This is a genomic window from Phytopseudomonas seleniipraecipitans, from assembly GCF_900102335.1.
GTDB lineage: Bacteria > Pseudomonadota > Gammaproteobacteria > Pseudomonadales > Pseudomonadaceae > Aquipseudomonas > Aquipseudomonas seleniipraecipitans.
The window spans coordinates 156727-174474 of record NZ_FNBM01000001.1; the positions used below are offsets into that span (position 1 = coordinate 156727).

General features: G+C 62.0%; 19 protein-coding genes. 7 read left to right on the forward strand and 12 right to left on the reverse strand.

Going from position 1 to position 17748, the window contains the following annotated elements:
* Positions 1 to 47: 47 nt before the first annotated feature.
* Positions 48 to 851, reverse strand: coding sequence for a SirB1 family protein (locus tag BLS60_RS00745; RefSeq protein WP_092363544.1), 804 nt, complete (start codon positions 849 to 851; stop codon positions 48 to 50).
* A gap of 104 nt (positions 852 to 955) precedes the next feature.
* Positions 956 to 1219: a YebG family protein gene (locus BLS60_RS00750; RefSeq protein WP_092363547.1), complete on the reverse strand. Its 264-nt coding sequence runs from the start codon at positions 1217 to 1219 to the stop codon at positions 956 to 958.
* Positions 1220 to 1506: 287 nt separating this feature from the next.
* On the opposite strand from BLS60_RS00750, the gene BLS60_RS00755 reads away from it, so the two are divergent.
* Positions 1507 to 1980 carry a phosphate-starvation-inducible protein PsiE gene (locus BLS60_RS00755; RefSeq protein ID WP_070881277.1) on the forward strand — a complete coding sequence of 158 codons (474 nt, stop codon included), beginning with the start codon at positions 1507 to 1509 and terminating at the stop codon, positions 1978 to 1980.
* A 9-nt stretch (positions 1981 to 1989) separates the two neighbouring features.
* Here the strand turns inward: BLS60_RS00755 and BLS60_RS00760 are convergent, their stop codons facing one another.
* The 7 genes from BLS60_RS00760 to yaaA form a co-directional block, all read right to left on the reverse strand.
* Positions 1990 to 4623, reverse strand: coding sequence for a DEAD/DEAH box helicase (locus tag BLS60_RS00760; protein WP_092363550.1), 2634 nt, complete (start codon positions 4621 to 4623; stop codon positions 1990 to 1992).
* A gap of 111 nt (positions 4624 to 4734) precedes the next feature.
* Positions 4735 to 4980: a hypothetical protein gene (locus BLS60_RS00765; RefSeq protein WP_070881279.1), complete on the reverse strand. Its 246-nt coding sequence runs from the start codon at positions 4978 to 4980 to the stop codon at positions 4735 to 4737.
* 65 nt (positions 4981 to 5045) lie between these two features.
* Positions 5046 to 6464 (reverse strand): GGDEF domain-containing protein, encoded by a 1419-nt coding sequence (locus BLS60_RS00770; protein WP_092363553.1) that lies wholly within the window; start codon positions 6462 to 6464, stop codon positions 5046 to 5048.
* 65 nt (positions 6465 to 6529) lie between these two features.
* A complete protein-coding gene (locus BLS60_RS00775) occupies positions 6530 to 6916 on the reverse strand; it encodes a hypothetical protein (protein ID WP_070881281.1) in 387 nt (128 codons plus the stop codon).
* Between the two features lie 53 nt (positions 6917 to 6969).
* The gene (locus tag BLS60_RS00780; RefSeq protein WP_092363556.1) at positions 6970 to 7800 is read right to left on the reverse strand and encodes an SDR family oxidoreductase; all 831 of its coding nucleotides are present in this window, start codon (positions 7798 to 7800) and stop codon (positions 6970 to 6972) included.
* 36 nt (positions 7801 to 7836) lie between these two features.
* Entirely contained in the window at positions 7837 to 8301 is a 465-nt protein-coding gene (locus BLS60_RS00785; protein WP_070881283.1) for a multidrug transporter, read from the reverse strand.
* Between the two features lie 95 nt (positions 8302 to 8396).
* Positions 8397 to 9176, reverse strand: a complete 780-nt coding sequence (gene yaaA / locus BLS60_RS00790) for a peroxide stress protein YaaA (RefSeq protein WP_092363559.1) — start codon at positions 9174 to 9176, stop codon at positions 8397 to 8399.
* 422 nt (positions 9177 to 9598) lie between these two features.
* On the opposite strand from yaaA, the gene BLS60_RS00795 reads away from it, so the two are divergent.
* From BLS60_RS00795 to moaE, 4 genes are all read left to right on the forward strand, one after another.
* Positions 9599 to 10990, forward strand: a complete 1392-nt coding sequence (locus tag BLS60_RS00795; RefSeq protein ID WP_092363562.1) for a PhoH family protein — start codon at positions 9599 to 9601, stop codon at positions 10988 to 10990.
* A 111-nt stretch (positions 10991 to 11101) separates the two neighbouring features.
* Entirely contained in the window at positions 11102 to 11581 is a 480-nt protein-coding gene (gene moaC / locus BLS60_RS00800) for a cyclic pyranopterin monophosphate synthase MoaC (protein ID WP_070881286.1), read from the forward strand.
* Entirely contained in the window at positions 11578 to 11820 is a 243-nt protein-coding gene (locus BLS60_RS00805) for a MoaD/ThiS family protein (RefSeq protein ID WP_092363566.1), read from the forward strand. Before moaC ends, BLS60_RS00805 begins: the two co-directional genes overlap by 4 nt.
* A gap of 1 nt (position 11821) precedes the next feature.
* Positions 11822 to 12280 carry a molybdopterin synthase catalytic subunit MoaE gene (gene moaE, locus BLS60_RS00810; RefSeq protein WP_092363569.1) on the forward strand — a complete coding sequence of 153 codons (459 nt, stop codon included), beginning with the start codon at positions 11822 to 11824 and terminating at the stop codon, positions 12278 to 12280.
* Positions 12281 to 12283: 3 nt separating this feature from the next.
* On the opposite strand, the gene BLS60_RS21425 is transcribed toward moaE, so the two are convergent.
* Positions 12284 to 12448 (reverse strand): hypothetical protein, encoded by a 165-nt coding sequence (locus BLS60_RS21425; RefSeq protein ID WP_013790147.1) that lies wholly within the window; start codon positions 12446 to 12448, stop codon positions 12284 to 12286.
* Between the two features lie 281 nt (positions 12449 to 12729).
* Here BLS60_RS21425 and purT point away from each other — a divergent pair, with 281 nt between their 5' ends.
* Entirely contained in the window at positions 12730 to 13911 is a 1182-nt protein-coding gene (gene purT / locus BLS60_RS00815; protein ID WP_092363572.1) for a formate-dependent phosphoribosylglycinamide formyltransferase, read from the forward strand.
* A 100-nt stretch (positions 13912 to 14011) separates the two neighbouring features.
* Here the strand turns inward: purT and BLS60_RS00820 are convergent, their stop codons facing one another.
* Together BLS60_RS00820 and BLS60_RS00825 are read right to left on the reverse strand one after the other, a co-directional pair.
* Positions 14012 to 15307, reverse strand: a complete 1296-nt coding sequence (locus BLS60_RS00820; RefSeq protein WP_092363575.1) for an HlyC/CorC family transporter — start codon at positions 15305 to 15307, stop codon at positions 14012 to 14014.
* A gap of 20 nt (positions 15308 to 15327) precedes the next feature.
* Positions 15328 to 16128: a cytochrome C assembly family protein gene (locus tag BLS60_RS00825; protein ID WP_092363577.1), complete on the reverse strand. Its 801-nt coding sequence runs from the start codon at positions 16126 to 16128 to the stop codon at positions 15328 to 15330.
* A gap of 192 nt (positions 16129 to 16320) precedes the next feature.
* Between BLS60_RS00825 and ffh the strand changes: the two genes are divergently transcribed.
* Complete coding sequence (gene ffh, locus BLS60_RS00830) at positions 16321 to 17697, forward strand: signal recognition particle protein (protein WP_070881292.1); 1377 nt, start codon at positions 16321 to 16323, stop codon at positions 17695 to 17697.
* Positions 17698 to 17748: the final 51 nt, after the last annotated feature.

Below are 17748 nucleotides of genomic sequence, written 5' to 3' on the forward strand. Positions count from 1 at the left end.
CGTATTGAATACGATGTATTGAAATCAGTACGATTGGTGAGGGGCTTTCAATGCAACGCGGTTGCTGCGGTTAGCTGGCGCAGTCGGTCAGCGAGCCGCACGCGCAGAGCGGGGTCGTCGCACAGCAGCAGGGCGCGTTGTAAATCGAAACGCTCCGCTTGTGGGCAGTCGACCCGCTGGTACAGGTCCGCCCGGGCCAGGTGGTCAGCCACGTTCGGCGTGGCCAGTTGCAGCACGCGTTCGGCATCTTTCAGCGCGTACAGATAATTTTCATCCTGCAGGTGCAGGTGACGCAGGTTGCGTGACAGGCGAACGATCATGCTGCGTGCGTCGCACGCCTGCATGTGTTCCGCACCGAGCTGGGCCTGGGGGCCGATGTAGCGCAGCAACAACTCCCGGCAGTCACGGGTATACAGCCGGCGGCCGCCACAGGGGTCGAGCAAATGATCGGCGCCGGGCACGCGCAACAGAAAGTAACCGGGAAAGTTGACGCCTTGCAGTGGAATGTTCAGCCGCCGTGCCAGCTCCATAGCGATCAGCGCGATGCTCAGCGGTTGGCCGCGGCGTCGTTGCAACACGGTATGCAGCAGTGCAGCCTGGGGTCGCACCGGGCTGTCGTCGTCTTCATGGAAATCCAAGTCGTTGAGGCGGCGCAACAGCGGTTGTGCGAGCTCTTGCGGGGGCAGGCTGGGAAGACCGGAATCGACCTGATGCTTGAGACCGTCCAGTTCGTGCAGCAGTTGCTTGGGTTGTACCGTGGGGTCATGTTCGGCCGCGACCCACAGTGCAGCTTCAAAAAGGGCCGGCTGTTCGCTGTTCAGACAGGCAAGGCAGTGGTCGCGCGCACTCATGGTCACCTCCGATGGGTGACCCCTGTTTTAACTGTGCGCGCGCCTGCCGTCCAGAGCCTGTGGCGCAGATATGTTGCCGGCGATTTTCAGCTGCCGGCCAGCGGTCATTCGGCTTGCGGGTCGCTGCCTAGCTCCCCAAGCGCATCGGGCTGGTTCTTGAAGGCCTTGGCGAATACGTCGCGATTGCGAGCCATGTAGATGCCCAGCTCCTCTCCCTGCTCTTCACTGAGCGATGGCACGGCCTTTTGCAGCACATCGCTGAGCAGCTCGGCGAGCTCCAGCATCTTGTCGTGACGGTCGGCTTCGGCTTTATCCATAAATAAACGCTCCGGATCGCGACTGCTGCGGTACACCACTTCGACGGCCATTCATCACCTCTACGCCTTCACGCTAATGAGTAAAAATACTGTTCATGCATACAGTTTCGCCAAGCATAATCAACCCGGCTGCATTTGAACAGGGTAAACGCGATTGCCGAGGCGCGCGGCATCTTGTCACGTACCGCAATCGGGTATGAGCGTGCCTTTTCGGCAGCGCAAGGCTTCTCTGTGGCGTGGTAGCCATTCACGCTGGTCTTGTTCCTGCATGGGACTGTCATGCGGGCGCGCCATGATGGCTGCGTTTCGGCTGCATCAATCGTCAGAAGGGGAAGGGTATGAAGTGGATAGATAACGGCCGGAAGCAGATGCACAAGGGCGCGAACTCGATTGGTAATCTGTTCGTCGAAGGCTTCCACTATCTGGGCTTGTTCGTCATCGGCGGGGCGACGGCCTGGGCGTCGGTCGCGGCCTTTCTCGGCATGCTGGAAAAAGGCAGCGCCAGCGTGGACGACATTCTGCTGCTGTTCATCTACCTGGAGTTGGGTGCGATGGTCGGCATCTACTTCAAGACCAATCACCTGCCGATCCGCTTTCTGCTGTACATCGCCATCACCGCATTGACGCGCTACCTGATCGGCGACGTATCCCACCACAAGGCGCCGGATATCGGTCTGCTGTACCTGTGTGGCGGAATCTTCTTCCTGGCGCTCTCGGTACTCGCGGTGCGATTCGCCTCGCACAGATTTCCGTCCAGCAAAGCTATCGATTCCACCGGTGAAGTAGTCGGAGAAAACTATTCAGAGAAGTGAGGGTGCCGTTCAGTCACTCAGCGGAGCGAACAGCGCCTGCAGGTCGTCTTCGCTGAGTTGCCACTGCGCCTGGCTGCCGCCTTCCTCCAGCAGGCCGCGAGCTAGACTGGCCTTGGCGTGCTGCAATTGCTGGATTTTTTCTTCCACGCTGCCACGGGCGATCAGCTTGTAGACAAACACCGGCTTGTCCTGGCCGATGCGGTAGGCGCGGTCGCTGGCCTGGGCCTCGGCAGCCGGGTTCCACCAGGGATCGAAGTGGATCACGGTGTCCGCAGCGGTGAGGTTGAGGCCCGAGCCGCCAGCTTTGAGGCTGATCAGGAACACCGGAAACTGCCCCGCCTGGAACTGCTGCACCGGTGTGCGTCGGTCGCGCGTGCTGCCGGTCAGCTTGGCGTAGGCAATGCCGCGTGCCAGCAGTTCGGTTTCGATCAGCGCCAGCATCGAGGTGAACTGCGAGAACAGCAGCACGCGGCGGCCTTCGCCAATCAGCGCTTCGAGCATTTCCAGCAGGCTGCCGAGCTTGCCGGAATCGCTGCTGGCAAGGTCTTCTGGCGCGTCGTTGAGCAGGCGCAGGTCACAGCACACCTGGCGCAGCCGCAGCAGCGCCTCGAGAATCACGATCTGGCTGCGGGCCAGGCCCTGGCGGGTAATTTCCTCGCGCACCTTGCGGTCCATGGCCAGGCGCAGGATTTCGTAGCGGTCACGCTGCGCCGGGGTGAGTTCCACCCACTGAATGATCTCGGTCTTTGGCGGCAGTTCGCGGGCCACCTGTTCCTTCTTGCGGCGCAGCACGAAGGGCTTGATGCGTCCGCGCAGGTGCGCCAGACGCTGCTCGTTGCCGTGCTTTTCTATAGGCGTGCGGTAGTCGCGAGTGAAGCCTTTGCTGTCGCCGAGCCAGCCCGGCATCAGGAAATTGAACAACGACCACAGCTCGCCCAGGTGATTTTCCAATGGCGTGCCGCTCAGGCACAGGCGTTGGTTGGCAATGATCTGCCCAGCGGCGAGGGCCGCCTTGCTGCGTGGGTTCTTGATGCTCTGGGCTTCGTCGAGAATCAGGAGATGGAAACGCTGCGCGGCCAATGCCTTGAGGTCGCGTGGCAGCAGGGCGTAGGTGGTCAGCACGATGTCGTGCTCATCGATCCGTTTGAACAGGCTGCGCCGCTTGCTGCCGTGCAAAGCCAGCACCTTGAGCGTGGGGGCGAAGCGTGCAGCTTCGTCCTGCCAGTTGGGGATCAGGCTGGTGGGCATGACGATCAGGGCCGGCTGTTGCAAGCGCCCGTGCTGTTTTTCCAGCAGGATGTGCGCGAGGGTCTGCAGGGTTTTGCCCAGGCCCATATCATCGGCCAGTACGCCGCCCACGTTGAGTTCACGCAATGCCTGCATCCAGCCCAGCCCCTGGAGCTGATAGGGGCGCAGTTGTGCCGCCAGATCGTCCGGCGCGGTGACCGTCTGTACCGTGGTGTGCTGCAGGCGCTCAGCGAAATCGCGTAGATCGGCGCCGCCCTGCCAGCTCAGCGCTGGGCCTTGCTGCAGCACATTGAGCCGCGTTGCGTCTGCGCGTGGTAGGCGCACGCGCGTGCCGATATCGTCGCCGTCGCCTATGAACAGTTCGCCCAAGGCTGCCAGCAGTGGCTTGAGTCGCGCATAGGGCAGTGCTACGCGGCGCTGGCTGTGGGGCAGGGTGACCAGGAGCATTTCTTCGTCCTGGCGCTGGGCCAGGGCTTCTCCAGACAGAAGCCAGGGCGTGCGACGAATGGCCACCAGCAGAATCGGCAGCAGGCTGATGCGCTGCCCTTCGACTTCGATGCCCAGCTCCAGGTCGAACCAGCCGTGCTCCGGCACCTCGTCGACATCGGCGTACCAGTCATCGATCTGTGCCAGGTTGTAGTGGAAGTCAGGCTGCACCTCAATCCGCCAGCCTTCTTCGCGTAATGCGAGTACCTGCTGTTGCATGAAGGCCAGCCAGGCAGCGTCGCCCTGCAATTCGAAGTGCTCACCGGGATGCTGGGCCAGTGCCTCACTCTGCCGCAGAGCGGTACGCAGACCTGTATCCTCCAGGCGATGACGCAGCTCGGCTTCACGGCCGGCATCGCGGACGATGCGCAACTGATGGGTGGGTCCCAGGCGATACAGCAGGTCCTTGGCCGGCTTGCCCGCGGCGCTGTGGCCCTGGTAGTCGAAGGCCAGCGCTGCGCGGTGCTGGGTCTGCTCAAGCATACGGCCCTTGCGTGCATCGAAGTGCACACGCACATGGCTGCCCAGCGTCAGCACCGGAATCGGTGGAACATCGTCGATGCGGGTTTCTTCCATCGGTTTTTCGACGACGATCAACGAGCCGAGGTCTTCGCCGGAACGCTGACGGGCTTCCAGCGTGAGCAGGGCGGCGGCGACGTGCTTGCAGTTGAAGCCGACCGGGCAGCTGCAATGGCCCGTCACGCCCCAGCCCTGGCCATAAGGGTGCAGGGTGATGCGCTGCTGGTAAGGGCGCTCGCCGCTGCCCAGGCAACTGGCGAGCAGCGATAGGTCCTTGAGGCTGAGCAGGCGGCTGAGGCCTCGTGTGGCGTAATCCTGGCCGCGGCGCATTGCACCGTCATCGAAGTCGCCGCGCCAGTCGGCCTGCTGCAGGTGCAGGATGTCTGGCATCAGGCAAGCTCTCTGAAGTCAAAAACGCGGTTCGGCATGGCAGGACAGAAACGATGGCAAGCCGCCGATAGTCTCATAGCCCGGTGCCGATTGGCAGCACTGGGGTGGCCGTTACGCCGCTCGCTTATCGGTTTCAGTCTTGATCGCGCCGCGAATGTTCATCGCGCCCAGGCACAGCTGCAGCACGATCAATGCGTACGCGTGGCTGTACAAACCCCAGATGATCCACAACACATTGCTGACCATGAACACCCAGAAACCCAGGTTGCGACGTCGCAGCTGCTTGGACGCGACCAGCCAGGCCGCGGCGACGGTGATCAGCATGGCCGGCCATTGCAGCCAGTCGATGTACTCCATGAAAGCGCCCGTTTAACGAGGATGACAGGGAGTGCGACTGGTCTGGCGAGCGAGCGTTCGACCTTTCAGACCGGCTCACTCTCGCGCTGGGCCTTGTCGGCGTACATCTCGGCATCGGCCATGCGCAGCAGCTCGCTGGCGGTTTCACCGTCCTGAGGGGCGATGGCGATGCCGACGCTGATACCGATTTGCAGGGTGTGCTGGTTGAACGTGATGGGCTCGCTGAGCGCTTCCTCGATACGCTGGCCGAAACGAATCGCCGCGGCGCGATCGAGGCCGGGTAGCAGGACGGCAAACTCGTCACCGCCAAGCCGCGCCGGCATGTCGATCCGCCGGAGCAGGCTGCGCAAACGATTGGCGCTGATCTTGAGCACTTCATCGCCAGCGGCATGGCCGTAGCGGTCGTTGATCAGCTTGAATTGGTCGAGGTCGATCATCATCAGTGCGAACGGCGTGCTGCGTCCTTTGTCGCTCAGGGCATTGGCGACGCTGCGGTCGAAGAGACGGCGATTGGGCAACTCGGTCAGCGAATCCAGATGAGCCAGGGCGTTGAGCGGGCGCAGCAGATGGCGGCTGATCAGCACAATCACCAGCGCCGAGAGCAGCAGGCTGGCGATTAGCAGGTAAAGCTGCAGGGTTTCGATGCGCTGGTAGGCAGCCACGCTCTGGCCCAGGGATTTGCCCATGATCAACAGCACCTCGCGGGTGCCTTGGGCATTGACGCGGCTGAGCGATACCGAACGCATCTGATAGTCACCGCGCTCGTCCTGTAGCGTCCATGTGGCGCCATCGGTCAGTGCTGCCGGGTTGCCGAGCAGCCGGTCGAAGGTGCTGCTCAGGGTGTTGCCATGCAACTGCCAGGCGCCATTTTCACCGCGCGAAAGCAGCACGAATTCGGTGTCGGTAACCCGCTTCAGCTCTTCGGCCAATGCATCGTCAATGGCGAAGCCCAGAGTCAGTTCGGCCTGGGGAGTCGGCATGTTCACCACGCTGTGGACCAACTGATAGAGCATGCCGCTCTGGGTGCGCAGCATGGCGATGGGCATCTGGCCGTCGACGCTGCCGGACAGCGCTGCGGCTTTGAGCAGCGGGGCTATGTCCGCCTGCTGCAACTCGCGGGGCACGCTGGCGATCAATTGGCGATCGAGGGTGTTGAGCACGGCGATGTCGGCCTGCAGGCGGCTGCCGTGGTTCTGCAGCATCGACTCGATGGTCGCCCGTTCTCCAATGGCGATGGCTTCCTTGAGGCCATAATCTGCGGCCAGTACGGCAGCGCCCTGGGTGAGCTGGCGCTGGCGCAGTTCGAGCAGTTGGTCGACCACTTGGGCGGTGGTCTCCAACTGGGTGCTGACGGTGTCTTCGACGATACGGCGGTTGCTTTGCACACTCACCAGATAAATCACCACCTGAACTGTCAATAGCGCAGCGAGCAGGGCCAGAATGATGCGCCGCTCCTGGTTTTTGATGTGCCGGCTGATTCTCATCTACTACCCGATCAGGTTTATTAATGTCGAGTGTAGAACAGCGTTTTCCCCGCAAGTGCCGCAGGCTATGGCATTCGCTTGAATATTCGCTCCGAAAACAGCAGCTGCGCGAGCAGCGGATAGCTCAGGTAATGCAGTGCGAAGATCACCACGCCCATCGGGCTGGGCTCGTTCTGCAGGGTCATCATGGCCAGCAGGCCGGCGTACAGGATGGCCAGCATGCCGCCGTATAGCCATACCAGCCGACGGCGTTCACCGCGCGTCGGCGGGCGGCGCTGTTGCCAGGCGAACAGCAATGCCATCAGCGCGGCGACGCTGGCGGCGATCACCAGCGTTGCCAGCACCCCGCCGAGCTTGACGAAACTGCGCAGCAGCAGGTTGATCAAGATGGCTGCCACGACCCCGACGACAGCGTAGCGGGTCATGGCGACGGGTACGGGAGATGCAGGCATGGCGGTGCTCGGTCAAGAGGTTGATAGCTGAGTCTCGCCGCTGATGCTGGCTTCTACAAGTTCCGATCAAGGCCAAAGCGACGGCTCAGCACACGGTCCAGCAGTGCGCCAGGCAGAAGCGCAGCGAGCAGCGGCAGGGCACGGCTGCCATTGCCGATGCGCAGCACCCGCGGGTGCTTGCCGCTGCTGACCGCAGCGAACACATTGCGCGCGACGTGGCTGGCCGGTGTCGGGTTGTCCTGAGACGCGGTGGCACGCGCGCGGATACCGTCGCGCATCGGCCACCAGGGCGAATGCTCGCTGATCAATTGTTCGGCCTGGTGGCTGGCATGGCGGCCGAAACTCGACTCGATGGCGCCGGGCTGCACCTCCAGCACGCCGATACCGAAGGGCGCGAGTTCCAGACGCAAGGCATCACTGAGCGCATGCACGGCGGCCTTCGAGGCGCAGTAGGCGCCGGCGAAGGGGGTGACCAGCAGCGCCGAGACGCTCCCGATGTTCACCACCTGCCCCTTGTTCTGCCGCAGCAGTGGGAACAGCGCGCGCGTTACGCTGACAAGCGAAAACACATTGGTTTCGAACTGTTGGCGCATCGCTATGGCGCCGCCATCTAGCAGCGGGCCCATGGCACCATAGCCCGCATTGTTGATCAGTATGTCCAGGCCACCGATGTCGTCCTTGAGTCGTGCGGCCAGCCGCTCGACTGCTGCGTCGTCGTTCACGTCGAGCAGCACGGCGTTGAACCCAGCTGCGCTCAGGCGTGCCACGTCTTCCTCGTTACGGGCACTGGCCCAGACCTGATAGCCCTGTTGCGCAAAGGTATCAGCCAGCGCCCGACCGATACCACTGGAGCAGCCGGTGATCAGAACCGAGGGAGAACTCATGGGCGAATCCTTGTGCTTGTTGTCATCGGATCTGATTTAGCGGCTGAACGTGCCCTGCAGTTTCTCCGCACGGAACTCCAGCGTGCTGGCGCGATAACCGCTACGCAGGGTAGGCAGAGGCAGGCACGTTTGCCAGTCGGCGCCTGGCAGCAAATCACCGGGGCCGCTATAGCGTGGGGTTTCATAGAACCGCTGCGCCAGGTTGACGCTGTCGCCGGGGCGGTAGGCGGCGACCTGCCAACGCAGGTCGACCAGCGCCGAGTCACTGCCGTTGTGCAACTGCACGCTTAGCGGGCGATCTGCCGGGCAGCTTTCGGGGGCGTGTGACAGGCGTATCTCGAGGTGGGCAAGATGACGATTTTCACGACTTTCCTGCCACAGCACCCAACTCGCCACCAGACCCAGGCCGACCAGCGCGGCGAGGGAAATGGGCAGGGCCTTGGCGGGGTAGCGAATCAGCAGGATGAACCAGCTGAGCACCAGAATCGCACCGAAAATCATCTCAATTCCTTGGGCAACAGAATGTCCGGTAATCCTACACAAGCCAGGTTGTGTGGGCACGCATGCAGGGATTGGCGGATGTTTCCGGCTATCGGTCAGTCTGGCGCGTGGTCGCGCAAAAACACCAGCTTGTCGACGCTGGAATCCTTGGCCGAGAAGCGATAGCCCTGGTCGTCGAACGCCTTGAGGTCCTGTGGGTTTTTCACGCGTTCCTTAATCACATGGCGGGCCATCATACCGCGGGCCTTTTTGGCGTAGAAGCTGATGATCTTGTATTGGCCGTTTTTCAGGTCCCTGAATTCGGTATCGATGACGCGCGCCTTGAGCACCTTGCGTTTCACCGCCCCGAAGTACTCGTTGGAGGCCAGATTGAGCAGCACATCGTCGCCCTGAGCCTGCAGCGCCTCGTTCAGCCATTCGCTGATGTGCTCGCCCCAGAATGCATAAAGATCCTTGCCGCGCGCGTTGGCCAGCTTGGTGCCCATTTCCAGGCGGTAGGGCATCATCAGGTCCAGTGGACGCAACAGGCCGTAGAGGCCCGAGAGCATGCGCAGGTGCTGCTGGGCAAAGTCGAAGTCCGCTTCCTTGAAGCTCTCTGCGTCCAGGCCGGTGTACACGTCGCCCTTGAAGGCCAACAGCGCCTGTTTGGCGTTGTGCAGATCGAAGGCCGGCGTCCAGCTGCCGAAACGCGCGGCATTGAGGCCGGCGAGTTTGTCCGACAAGTGCATCAGTTCGGCGATCTGCGCGGGAGAAAAGTCGCGCAGTTGGGCAATCAGCTGCTGGGAGTGGTCGAGGAATTCGGGTTGGGTGAAGCGTGACGTCACCGGCGCGGTGTCGTAGTCGAGGGTCTTGGCGGGTGAAATCACCATCAGCATGAGTCGTCTCCTTCAGCGAAGCGCCGATTCTAGCCGATTCGATAACTGGAGCAGTGTCCCGGTTGAGCTGAGAGCGAAGCGCTTCGCCTGGCGGCGCGATGCTGCAGAACTTCTGACTGTAGCGGTGGGATGCAGGAGCGCCAAGGGTCATTCGTCTAACCGAAAAATAAACTTCAAAAATCTGAAAAGATCATTTTCCTGTCATATCTTTTGGAGTATCAACACGGTGTGGTTTGCCGCGAATCGATCAGTTTGATCGTCGCCGCAGGCCTCGTCTGAATGACCGCCGAACCCTGCAGACAGGTGGCGGCCCTTGGCCCTCATCGGTGTGCACCTCTCCGCTCAGGCGGGGAGTCGGTGGCCCTGTGTGGCGGAGCGCCGTCCTGGCATTCCGTCGCTGGATCCGACCTGAGGTGACGAGTATGGATGACCACGGACGCATCAAGCCCACCGCCCCAACCTTGTATGCCCTCGACACCAATGTCCTGATTCACGACCCCAACGCGTTACTCAACTTCCAGGAGCACCACGTCGCCATTCCGATGACGGTGCTGGAGGAGCTCGACAAGCTGAAAACCGGCAAGCAGGGCGTTGCCGCCGAATGCCGTCAGGCGATCCGCCTGATCGACAAGATCCTCGACGGTGCCAGCCCTGAGGAAGTCGAGCACGGCGTGCCGATTCAGCGTGGCAAGGGCGATCCCAGCGGTTTTCTGTCGATTCTCATGAGCAAGAGCGCGGCGCCGGTTACCTGGCTGCCGGAAGACCTCAATGACAACAAGATCATCAACCAGCTGGTCGAGCTGAAATCACGCCGGCCGGGCATGTCCGTGGTGCTGGTGACCAAGGACATCAACATGCGCCTGAAGGCGCGCGGCTGCGGGCTGGATTCGGAGGATTACCATACCGATCAACTGGTCGACGATATCTCGCTGCTCTCCAAGGGCTACCACAACGTCGAGGGTGCTTTCTGGGATCGCGTCGCCAAGGTCGATACCCGCCAGGGGCACGGCCGCACCTGGCACCGCGTGCAATTGAGCGAGGAGCTGCCAGGGGTCAACGTCAATGAGTTCATCATCGACGAGCAGGGCTTCGTCGGCTGGGTCAAGGAGGCCGAAGGCGGCGAGCTGCTGATTCTCGATCTGCACCAGGAGCCGCTGTTGCACCAGGAAGCCTGGGGCCTCAAGCCGCGCGATATCTACCAGGCGCTGGCGCTCTACGCGCTGCTCGACCCGGATATCCACCTGGTCAACCTGACCGGCGCTGCCGGTTCTGGCAAGACCATTCTGGCTCTGGCGGCGGCCATCGAGCAGACCATGGTCAACAAGCGCTATCGGCGCATCATTGCCACCCGCTCGGTGCAAGGGCTGGATCAGGAGATTGGCTTCCTGCCGGGTACCGAAGCCGAGAAGATGGAGCCCTGGCTGGGCGCCATCACCGACAACCTCGAAGCCCTGCACATGGACGACGAGAACACCCACGGCAGTGTCGATTACATCCTGCAGAAGGTGCCGTTGCAGTTCAAATCGCTGAACTACATTCGCGGGCGCAGCTTTCAGCAAAGCCTGATCCTTATCGACGAGTGCCAGAACCTCACCCCGCACCAGATGAAAACCATCATCACCCGCGCGGGTAGCGGCTCCAAAGTCATTTGTCTGGGCAACCTGGCGCAGATCGACACGCCCTATCTGTCCGCGCCCAGCTCCGGCCTGACTTACCTCACCGAGCGTTTCAAGGGGTTCGAGCACGGCGTGCACATCACCCTGCAGGGCGTCCCGCGTTCGATCCTCGCCGAGTACGCAGAAAGCCACATGTAACCCCTATGTCCGGAGCCGCTGAGCGGTTCCGGGTGTTTCTCTCCGCGCTCGCGGTTTGCACGGGCGGGCGCGGGGCCTACAATCGCCAGGTTTTCTACTTGGAGATTGCCCGTGCTGACCCATCTCGATTCCCAGGGACGCGCCAATATGGTCGACGTCAGCGACAAGGCGCTGACCGTGCGCGAAGCCGTGGCCGAGGCCCGTGTGCGCATGCGCACCGAGACCCTGCAGATGATCGTCGACGGCGAGCATCCCAAAGGCGATGTGTTCGCCGTGGCGCGTATCGCCGGCATTCAAGCGGCGAAGAAAACCTCGGACCTGATCCCGCTGTGCCATCCGCTGATGCTGACCAGCGTCAAGGTCGAGCTGCAAGCCGACGGTGACGACGCCGTGCTAATTCGTGCGCGCTGCAAGCTCACCGGCCAGACTGGCGTGGAAATGGAAGCGCTGACCGCTGCCAGCGTCGCCGCGCTGACCCTCTATGACATGTGCAAGGCGGTTGATCGCGGCATGGTCATCGAGCAGGTGCGCCTGCTGGAAAAAGTTGGCGGCAAGAGCGGCCATTTTCTGGCTGAAGAGGGCGAGCGATGATCCGCGTGCAGTACTTTGCCCGCTATCGAGAAGCTCTTGGACTGGACGCCGAAGAGCTGCAGCTGGGCTTTGCGACCCTTGATGAACTGCGTCAGCACCTGCTGGCGCGTGGCGGCGCGTGGGAGGTGCTCACCGAGCGTGGTTTGATGTGCGCGCGCAATGAAGAGCTCTGCGCGCTCAGCGAGCCACTGGTCGACGGTGATGCAGTGGCGTTCTTCCCGACCGTCACCGGAGGCTGAGATGGGCATTCGCGTGCAACAGGCGGTGTTCGATCCGGGGCTGGAAACCAATGCCGTGCATGCGGCCAATACCGGAGTGGGCGCGGTGGCCTGTTTCGTCGGCTATGTGCGTGATTTCAACGATGGCCAAGACGTGTCCGGCATGTTTCTCGAACATTTTCCCGGTATGACGGAAAAGGCGCTCGCCGGCATCGAGGTTCAGGCACGAGAACGCTGGCCGCTGCTCGGCGTCGAGGTGATTCACCGTGTCGGCCGGCTGGAACCGGGCGAGCCGATCGTCTTCGTCGGTGTGGCCAGTGCCCACCGGCAAGCAGCCTTCCAGGCATGCGAATTCATCATGGACTACCTGAAAACCCGCGCGCCGTTCTGGAAGAAGGAAGACACCGCCGACGGCCCCCGCTGGATCGAGGGGCGCGACAGCGATCAGGCTGCCCTGCAGCGCTGGCAGGCCGGCAGCTAGGGCTTAGCCAAACTCGATAAATACCTTGAAGAACAGCGGCGCGAACATCGACAGCGCGCCGAGGCCGGTCAGCCAGATGCCCCACTCCTGTTCACGGTTATTGAAGCCGATGCCCAGCAGCAAAAAACCGCTGATCAACAGCACGATCATGATGTGGAACGCGTCCATGGCGACCCCTCCTTTGCAAATGTGCCAGGAGCTGCGCCGCTGCATCTGCGGATGATGCCGCGACGACATCTACCTTGAGCGTAGTCGAGGCCTCGCCACGGCGCCCTGATCCACGGCAATTCGCAGCATCAATAATGGGCGCTCGGAGCTGTCGTCGTCGGCGCCCTGGAGTACCGCGCGCCGATGAGTGTGATGGCTGGCGCGCCGATTTAAGTCGCGGTCGGCGCCCGCGGTGATTAAAATCCCCGCCTGAATTCTTCCTGCTACCCAAGGATCCTGTTATGCCCCGTATCGGAACCCCCCTGTCGCCCAGCGCGACCCGCGTGTTGCTGTGTGGCTCGGGCGAGCTCGGCAAGGAAGTGGTGATCGAGCTGCAGCGCCTCGGCGTCGAAGTCATCGCTGTCGACCGTTACGCCAACGCGCCGGCCATGCAGGTGGCCCATCGCAGCCACGTGATCAGCATGCTCGATGGCGCAGCGCTGCGTGCCGTGATCGAGCTGGAGAAGCCGCACTACATCGTGCCGGAGATCGAAGCGATTGCCACCGCGACTCTGGTCGAGCTGGAGAACGAAGGCTACGCCGTGATCCCCAGCGCTCGCGCCGCTCAGCTGACCATGAACCGTGAGGGCATCCGTCGCCTGGCGGCCGAAGAGCTAGGTGTGCCGACTTCGCCGTATCAGTTCGCTGACTCCTTCGAAGAGTTTCAGACCGCCGTCAGCGCCATCGGCTTCCCCTGTGTGGTCAAGCCGATCATGAGCTCGTCGGGCAAGGGGCAGTCGGTGCTCAAGGGCGCCGATGACGTGCAGAAGGCCTGGGATTACGCCCAGGCTGGCGGTCGCGCCGGCAAAGGTCGGGTGATCGTCGAAGGCTTCATCGACTTTGATTACGAAATCACCCTGCTGACCGTGCGCCACGTCGGCGGCACCACCTTCTGTGCGCCGGTTGGTCACCGTCAGGAGAAGGGTGATTACCAGGAATCCTGGCAGCCCCAGGCAATGAGCCCGGCGGCACATGCAGAGGCCGAGCGTATTGCCCTGGCGGTTACTGGTTCGCTGGGCGGGCGTGGCTTGTTCGGCGTCGAACTGTTCGTCAAGGGCGATCAGGTGTGGTTCTGCGAAATTTCGCCGCGTCCTCATGACACCGGCCTGGTGACGCTGATTTCTCAGGATCTGTCCGAGTTCGCCCTGCATGCGCGGGCCATTCTCGGTCTGCCGATCCCGGCGATCCGTCAGTTCGGCCCGTCGGCTTCCGCAGTGATTCTGGTGGAAGGTGAATCGCAGCAGGTCAGCTTCGGCAACCTGGGCGCGGCACTCACCGAGCCGGATACCGCGCTGCGTCTGTTCGGTAAGCCGGAAGTCAGTGGTCAACGCCGCATGGGCGTGGCGCTGGCACGCGACGAGTCGCTGGATGCTGCGCGGGCCAAAGCGCTGCGTTCGGCGCAAGCGGTCAAGGTCGAGTTGTAACTGCTGGGCGCGGGCTGCGGCCCGCGCCTGATGCTCAATGCGCCAGGCGATGCCCGATCTGGGATTGCCTGAGCGCTGACAGCAGCTGACTAGCCTTCGCTCAGTCGCTCACATCAGTCGGCGCATGGTTTTCCGGCAGGTCACTGGCCTTCCAGATGCGCACGCTCTTCACCCGGTTTTCCGACGATTGCAGAATCTCCAGCCGGTAGATACCCATTTTCAGGCATACCGCACTTTCCGGAATGCTTTCCATGGCTTCGGTGATCAGCCCGTTGAGGGTCTTGGGGCCGTCGACCGGCAGATGCCAGCCCAGTGCCTTGTTGATCTCGCGAACATAAGCCGCACCGTCGATGACTTGAGTGCCGTCGTCCTGGGGCTGGATCTCCGGGCTGCGCGAAGTGTCCTGTTCGTTGAAATCGCCGACGATCTCTTCAAGGATGTCTTCTAGGGTGACGACGCCAAGCACATCACCGTATTCATCGACGACCATGCCGATGCGCAGCTTCTGCTTCTGGAAGTTGAAAAGCTGGGTCGACAGCGGTGTGCTTTCCGGGATGAAGTAGGGTTCGCTGCACGCGCGCAGCAGCGACTCTATGGTGAGTTCATCGTGGGTCAGCAGCTGCGTAAGCTCTCGCATGTGCACGATGCCTTCGACCTGATTGATGTCCTGCTTGAACACCGGCAGGCGGGTGTGGGTCGTCGTGCGCAGCTGTTCAATGATGGTCGTCAAGTCATCCTGCAGGTTGATACCCACGACCTCGTTGCGCGGGATCATGATGTCGTTGACCGTGACCCGCTCCAGGTCGAGGATGCCCAGCAGCATGCTCTGGCGATTTTTTGGCAGCTCATGGCCCGATTCTCTCACCACGCTGCGCAGCTCCTCGGTGGTCAAGGCGTCATCGCTTTTACTGGCCGGGTCGACACCCAGCATGCGCAGCAGCCCATTGCTGATCCAGCCGAGCAGAATCACCAGCGGATAGAACACCTTGAGCAGCAGTTGCAGCGGCAGGCTGGCGGGGTAGGCGACCTTTTCCGGGTGCAGTGCGGCGAGGGTCTTGGGGGTGATTTCGCCGAAGATCAGCAGGACGATGGTCAGGCCGATTGTGGCAATGGCGATGCCCGCTTCGCCATATAGCTTGATGGCCAGTACCGTTGCGATCGATGAGGCGAGGATGTTGACGAAGTTGTTGCCAATCAGAATGGTGCCCAGCAACCGGTCGGGGCGGCTGAGCAGGCTGCTAACGCGCTTGGCGCCGCGGTGCCCTTCCTTGGCCATGTGGCGCAGGCGGTAGCGGTTAAGGCTGAGGATGCCGGTCTCGGAACTGGAAAAGAATGCCGAGCAAGCCAGCAAGAAAATCAGCAGGCCGATCAGCAGGCCAGGGTGTACGTTATCCACGAAATTGCCTCGTGCTCGGATCAGACGTGCAGGATGAATTCGCGGACCAGTTTGCTACCGAAGAACGCCAGCATCAGCAGGCAGAATCCGGCAAGCGTCCAGCGAATCGCCTTTTGCCCGCGCCAACCAAGCTGATGGCGGCCCCACAGCAGCACGGCGAAAACTACCCATGCAAAGCAGGACAGGATGGTCTTGTGCACCAGATGCTGAGTGAACAGGTTATCGATGAAGATCGCCCCGGACAGCAGCGACAGCGACAGCAGCGCCCAGCCGCACCACAGGAAGCCGAACAGCAGGCTTTCCATGGTCTGCAGGGGCGGGAAGTTGCGGATCAGCCCGGACGGATGCTTGTGCTTGAGCTGATGGTCCTGCACCAGCAGCAGCAGCGACTGGAACATGGCGATGGTCAGCATGCCGTACGCCATGATCGACAGCAGAATATGGGCGAGGATGCCTGGGCCTTCCTCCAGGGGCTGAGTGGTGCCGCTGGGCATGAACTGCGCGCACAACACCGTCAGGCCGCCGAGCGGAAACAGGAACAGCAGCAGGTTATCGACCGGCATGCGCTGGCTGGCCAGCAGGATGAGCACGATGACGGTGTAGGCGATCAGGCTGGCGGCGTTGAAAAAATCCAGGGTCAGGCCGACGCTGTCATACATCTGCATGAACAGGCTACCGCCATGAAAGAAGATGGCGATCACACCAAGCAGCGCCAGCAGGCGTTTGCTGGGCGTGCTGCGACGGGTCAGGTGCAGGCCTTGATAGCTGGCGGCGCCAAAATAGAAAACGGCCGCGGCGAGGCTGGGCAACAGAGGGTGCATAGATCCTGGATTACAAGGCCTGAAAGGCGCTGAGTGTGGCACACAACCGTGGCCGTCAAAAGACCGCAAGTGCTATCAGCTCTCATATGTCGCAGGGCTCCGATAAAGAAGCCTCAACAGCGCGACAGTCTCCGTTATAATCCGCCGTTTGCTGCCAGCCCATCCCGGCCCGACGGCCTGAAAGGAACGCGCATGTTCGAAAATCTAACAGATCGCCTCTCGCAGACCCTGCGCAGCGTCACTGGCAAGGCCAAGCTGACCGAGGACAATATCAAGGACACCCTGCGCGAAGTGCGCATGGCGTTGCTCGAAGCCGACGTGGCATTGCCCGTGGTGAAGGACTTCGTTTCCCGCGTCAAGGATCGCGCGGTCGGCACTGAAGTGTCGAAAAGCCTGACCCCAGGCCAGGCGTTCGTGAAGATCGTGCGTCTGGAGCTGGAAAGCCTCATGGGCGCGGCCAACGAAGACCTCGACCTGAGCACCACGCCACCGGCGGTCGTGCTGATGGCCGGCCTGCAGGGCGCGGGCAAGACGACCACGGTCGGCAAGCTGGCGCGCTTCCTCAAGGAGCGCAAGAAGAAGAGCGTGATGGTGGTGTCTGCGGACGTCTACCGTCCTGCGGCGATCAAACAGCTGGAAACCCTGGCGGGCGACATCGGCGTGACGTTCTTCCCGTCCGACATCAGCCAGAAGCCAGTGGCCATCGCTGAAGCGGCCATCCGTGAAGCCAAGCTCAAGTACATCGATGTGGTGCTTGTGGATACCGCCGGTCGCCTGGCTATCGATGCCGAGATGATGGCTGAGATCCAGGCCCTGCACGCGGCGGTCAAGCCGGTGGAAACCCTGTTCGTGGTCGACGCCATGACTGGCCAGGACGCCGCCAATACTGCCAAGGCCTTCAACGACGCACTGCCGCTCACTGGCGTGGTGCTCACCAAGGTCGACGGTGATGCTCGTGGCGGTGCGGCGCTGTCTGTTCGCGCGATTACTGGCAAGCCAATCAAATTCATTGGTATGGGCGAGAAGAGCGAAGCGCTCGAGCCGTTCCACCCCGAGCGGATCGCCTCGCGCATTCTCGGCATGGGCGACGTGCTCAGCCTGATCGAGCAGGCCGAGCAGACTCTCGACCGTGACAAGGCCGAGAAGCTCACCAAGAAGCTCAAGAAGGGCAAGGGCTTCGACCTCGAAGACTTCCGCGACCAGCTCGTGCAGATGAAGAGCATGGGCGGCCTCGGTGGCCTGATGGACAAGCTGCCGCAGATGGGCGGCGTCAACCTGTCGCAGATGGGCGGCGCTCAAGGTGCAGCGGAGAAGCAGTTCAAGCAGATGGAGGCGATCATCAACTCGATGACGCCCGCCGAGCGCCGCGACCCAGACATCATCAGCGGCTCGCGCAAGCGGCGCATCGCCATGGGTTCCGGCACGCAGGTGCAGGACATCGGCCGGCTGATCAAGCAGCACAAACAGATGCAGAAGATGATGAAGAAATTCACCGCAAAAGGCGGCATGGCCAAGATGATGCGCGGCATGGGCAGCATGATGCCGGGCGGCGGCATGCCGAAATTCTGACCTGTCTGTGGCGGCCTATCGACGGTCGGCGGAAAAAGAGATTTGCAAACA